Below are 4,776 nucleotides of genomic sequence, written 5' to 3'. Positions count from 1 at the left end.
TTATGAAATTGATTCATTTGAAAGCAAATTTTTAAAAGGATACGATTACCTTGCATCAGCTTCGATTTGGCTAGACAAAGCGTCTTGAAGTTGAGTACTTCGTGGATCTCCAGTGATTCATGTGCGGCCAGCGTGAGTTTGTTCATGGCGGGTCGTCACCTCCTCGTGAGTTGTACGAGCGGTACTATTCTTTCCCTGATGCAGTATGGCTATTCTGACGTAATAGGTGATGAAGGGAAAGTAATGGACTATTATGATTTTCGCTGTTTGGTTGGAAAATAAAAAAACGCGAGATATTTCCCGCGTTCGTAAGTCAGACTTTTAGATACCATTAAACCGATCCGGGATACCAGGATGAGAAAATAAGATCAAAAAACGAAAGAAGAATCCGCTTAACATCGGGTTTGAGTAGCATCGGCGTATTCCTGATGGTGGAGAGGTAAGAACAACACACGTTGTGTTAAATTAAAGTAACATTGGAGTAAACTTCAATGTCAAGACGTTTCACCTTCCCTTTTTCACACGGCAGTCTGCAGCATCATTTTCACGATCTAATACGATCACCTTCTCTGATAAAAACTAGGAAGGCTATTTATTATGCAGCTGATTGCGAGTATAGTAATAGTAAAAAAAGAAAGGAGTTGTCTTATGGATTCAACTATTTCACCAAGAAGCACAACCAAAACGAAGACCTTGGTCATCAATGCCCTATTCATCGCCCTTACCCTTGCAGCCACGATGTTTATCAATATCCGGCTTCCCATCATGGGGAACGGCGGCTTAATTCATCTGGGCAATGTGCCTCTTTTTATCGCCGCCTTTGTTTTTGGCAAACGAACAGGAGCCGTAGCAGGAGCTTTCGGAATGGCCCTCTTCGATCTGATCTCTGGCTGGACTGCATGGGCGCCGTTTACTTTTGTCATCGTTGGGGCTATGGGCTATGTAGCGGGTCTCATCGCCGAAAAGGTTCCTGGAAAAAAAGTACTTGTTTATTCATTCGCAGTGGTCGCAGCACTCATTATCAAAATTGTAGGCTATTATTTTGTCGAAGTGATTCTCTACAGCAACTGGATTCAACCATTCGGCTCCATCCCCGGAAACGTTCTTCAGGTCGCAGCAGCAGGTATCATTGTAGTGCCCATTGCATGGCGTTTGAAGAAAATTATTGGGCAGATGTAAATAGATGTTCTCAAAAATGCGCTCAGGAGATAAGTCATCACCTGAGCGCGTTATTTTTGACACAAACTGATGCAGGCGAAAATACGACGCTCTAACCCTTCATATCCATACATCTTGTACCGACGCTGCCATTTCTTTAAAGTCGTCTTGTTAATCTCATATTTCTTCGCACCTGCTAGGAAACCAATTTCCCCATTTGATACTTCTTCGAGAATGGCGAGTTTCTCGAAAGCATTATATGTACTTCTAGGCATGAAAAAGCTCCCCCTCACAGTATAACGGGTTCGGTTTTTAGGTGCAAAAACAAAAAAGTAATACAAAATGGCGTGCGAACTGGCAAAAGTTCGAGCACGCCTTTTTTCTTATTATCAAAGGTATTTTTGATAAATGACATTGATATTGGCAGGGAAATGTATTGGTTTTAACGAACTGGAAATAATTTATGAAGAGAGAATAACTCATGTCAAAATCTATGTCAATTTGAAAGTCATTTTAAAAGGAGAAATCGTAAATGGAATTCATCAAACCGAAGCCAAATTTAGATATAAAAGCAAACTGGAAAGTATCAGAGCATACAAAAGATATCGTTAAATACTATGCCGAATACACAGGCTACTCAGAAGATGAGTGTGTGGACCAATTCTTAAAAAACATCTTAAAGGACGAGCATTTTATCGAGTGGATACATGGCAAAAGGCGAAACAAAAGAGCCTTGTCCAAGGTACTGTTATTGGATGAAACGGAGGAATTAGAACTTGACGAAACTGAAACGTCTCGCGGTGCTTGATGACCGTATCATAGGGATTCAACGTCCTATATCCGATAGTGAAATACATTCGAGACAGGCAGACTATCCCCTGCTCGCTCCTGTTGATTTCGCGAAAAAATATAGGGACGTTTTATTTAGAACGGTTTCATTAACCTATGAGGGAAAATATCACAACATTCAAATGAATCGTTGTGACAATCCCTACTGTAAATGGTTTGGTCTTGAACAGCATCGATTCGAGTCTGTCAAAGGGAAACCGTCTCGTTACCGACTTTCTGGAGCACGCGGTGGTACGAGTCATGCGATAGTGTGTAATCCAGACCCTACCACGACAATCGGGAAGGTGACATGGAATTGTACGACGAATGCTCTATCTAACTGGTCAATTGCAGAGGAAATTAAACGATTAGCTACTCATGACCGCGTTCAGGATTGGGAGCCAAAGTACGAATTCCATCGTGAGACATGCACAAAACATGATAAGACTCCATTTGCCACTCCCAATCACTTTTATCGAAGAGGTAAAAGCAGTGGAAAATCACAGAAGTGGCAGTGTAAGACATGTAAGAAGATAACCAACGTCCTTCCTGAACGCAGAGAAACAACAACGTATCATCAACAGAGGAACGATATCCTCCCTACTTATGCAGCTCTTATCCTCAACAGGACACCCGTAAAACGGGTTTGCGAGATATTAAAAATAAGTTCTGATACCTATTACCGAAAGCTGGAATGGATGTATCGCAGGTGCTTAGAGTTCTTAGAGCGACATGAACAAGTACCTCTTCAAAACAAACAGTTTGATTCTCTTTGGCTTAATACAGACAAGTTACAATACAACCTAAATAATGTTCGAAAAAAAGGACACGGTTCAAAGTTTTTCGACATGATTGAAGTGAAGAAACCGCAAACGAATATCGTTGTTACTGCTGATGTGGATTCACGTTATGTATTTCGAGCAGATGTTGCATACGATTGGGACATTACTTTAGATAACATTGAGCGAGATACGAAGGAATTATGTGAAGACCACCTTCACGAATTTGCTCGCAAAAATGCACGGCTTCGTTTCTCTTACGCACCACAGCCCCCCACTTCACATGATACGGAAACAATGTCTGCATACATGAGCTTACAACAGGAGTTTGACAATCGAAAAAAGTATATAGATGGACTTCATGTAAACGCAACATACACCACGATTGCACAGCTTTGGCATCTGCAAAAGGCAGTAAAAACAAAAAAAATGGAGATTTGTAACGGATGAAGATTATTCACTGATGTCTGCCATTTACCGAGTATTTTCAAAAGAAATAAGAGAAGGAGTGACACACCATTTCTTATTTAAAATTGACCGAGGGAAAAGCCTTCGGGACTCATATACCGAATATGAACAATCTATCCGAGACTTAAAGACTTGGGGGACAAGCAAGGGCTATACTTTCCGCTCTATTACAGCATTGGCATATCATCAATTGGTGGAAATCCTGAAACATCATCATTTCCATGAAACGGTTCATATCGGTGGTAATGACTATTATCGTTGGGCAAAAAATCCTTTGGAACATCCCCTCGCCACGAAAGACCAAGGGTATCGTTGGGTCGATTGCACAACGGATATATCAACATTAGAAACGAAGCATGTTGCCAATATGTTGATGAAGGTTAACGATTACGCAGTAAATAACTTCATGCAACTGATGCGAAGAAGAATCTCAATTCTTGAACGCCCTTTGGTCACTGCTCGTGGAGACGGGAAGAGCTATATCTACGCAAATTTCAATCCGAAATATGCTCAATATGCCGTTACTATCCTTCGAACGTATTATAACTTCTGTATGACCTATAAATGGGGAGGCAATAGAGTAACCCCTGCTCAATCACTTGGTATAACTGAAAAAGTATTTAGTATGAAGGATATTATTTACTTTAAATAGCTCATAAACTGGCTTGTAGCTTGGTTATTTTCCAAGCTTTTTTCAGTTTCTCACTACCAATATAAATATAATCAACATTCAGTTTATAAAGAATAAAAACAGGAACATTTGTTTGTTAAATGGGAATTTTATGATAAAATGAATAAAATTGAAAATCAAAAGGTGAGAAAATAATGAAACTTTATGATGAATTATATGGGCAATATGAGGTTGAAGATGTTCTAGCAGAAATTATTAATACAGAAACAATTCAAAGATTAAAAAACATTCATCAAGCAGGTGCAGCTTACCTTGTAAACAATGAATGGAATGTAACCCGTTATGAACATTCGCTAGGAGTCATGTTATTAATCAGGAAGTTAGGTGGAACTATTGAGGAACAAATAGCAGGGTTACTCCATGATGTTTCTCATACCGCCTTTTCACACGTTGTTGATTTTGTATTTGACATTAAGGAGCAAAATTACCATGAAAAGATTTTTGAGAATGTCGTTATGAACTCAGAAATACCTGCAATATTAACAAAACACGATATTAATTTAGACGATATCTTCAATATTGATATGTGGTCGATTCTAGAGCAACCGCTTCCTAAACTATGTGCTGATAGGTTAGATTACACTTTACGAGATATGTATTATTACTCAATAGCCCCTTAGGAAACTTGGACACATGGAGTGTAATTTAGTACACTATATGTGAACAGGGGGAAGGCAACAATGAAACGAAAACAATACTCCAATGAGTTTAAAATGCAAGTGGTAAAAGAAGCTCTGGAAAGTGGAAATCGAGCTGCCGTTGCCAGAAGATACGAACTCCACTACAATGTCGTCCAACGTTGGATGAAAGATGCAGATGCAGGAAAGTTCGAGGATTTCAATATGGCTGTGG

The 4,776-nt window shown here is 39.6% G+C and carries 6 protein-coding genes and 1 pseudogene; 6 read left to right on the top strand and 1 reads right to left on the bottom strand.

Translation table 11 applies throughout. From position 1 onward, the window contains the following. Positions 1 to 648 precede the first annotated feature (648 nt). On the top strand, positions 649 to 1,179 hold the full coding sequence (locus EDM52_RS19055) for an ECF transporter S component (RefSeq protein ID WP_122910538.1): 531 nt from the start codon (positions 649 to 651) through the stop codon (positions 1,177 to 1,179). A 50-nt stretch (positions 1,180 to 1,229) separates the two neighbouring features. On the opposite strand, the gene EDM52_RS19050 is transcribed toward EDM52_RS19055, so the two are convergent. Continuing rightward, positions 1,230 to 1,433, bottom strand: coding sequence for a helix-turn-helix domain-containing protein (locus EDM52_RS19050; protein ID WP_122910537.1), 204 nt, complete (start codon positions 1,431 to 1,433; stop codon positions 1,230 to 1,232). Between the two features lie 257 nt (positions 1,434 to 1,690). Between EDM52_RS19050 and EDM52_RS19045 the strand changes: the two genes are divergently transcribed. The 5 genes and pseudogenes from EDM52_RS19045 to EDM52_RS25755 form a co-directional block, all read left to right on the top strand. Further along, on the top strand, positions 1,691 to 1,966 hold the full coding sequence (locus tag EDM52_RS19045; RefSeq protein WP_122910536.1) for a hypothetical protein: 276 nt from the start codon (positions 1,691 to 1,693) through the stop codon (positions 1,964 to 1,966). Further along, on the top strand, positions 1,935 to 3,215 hold the full coding sequence (locus tag EDM52_RS19040) for a hypothetical protein (RefSeq protein ID WP_245997135.1): 1,281 nt from the start codon (positions 1,935 to 1,937) through the stop codon (positions 3,213 to 3,215). Before EDM52_RS19045 ends, EDM52_RS19040 begins: the two co-directional genes overlap by 32 nt. A gap of 13 nt (positions 3,216 to 3,228) precedes the next feature. Next, entirely contained in the window at positions 3,229 to 3,885 is a 657-nt protein-coding gene (locus EDM52_RS25260) for a hypothetical protein (RefSeq protein WP_245997133.1), read from the top strand. Positions 3,886 to 4,058: 173 nt separating this feature from the next. Beyond that, positions 4,059 to 4,529: pseudogene (locus EDM52_RS19035) on the top strand (HD domain-containing protein); the annotation flags it as partial. Between the two features lie 75 nt (positions 4,530 to 4,604). After that, positions 4,605 to 4,776 (top strand): transposase (locus tag EDM52_RS25755; RefSeq protein WP_148038782.1); only part of this gene is annotated, 172 nt, incomplete at its 3' end.

It is taken from the genome of Brevibacillus invocatus (assembly GCF_003710915.1).
Lineage (GTDB): Bacteria > Bacillota > Bacilli > Brevibacillales > Brevibacillaceae > Brevibacillus > Brevibacillus invocatus.
This window is presented reverse-complemented; position numbering and strand designations above follow the sequence as displayed.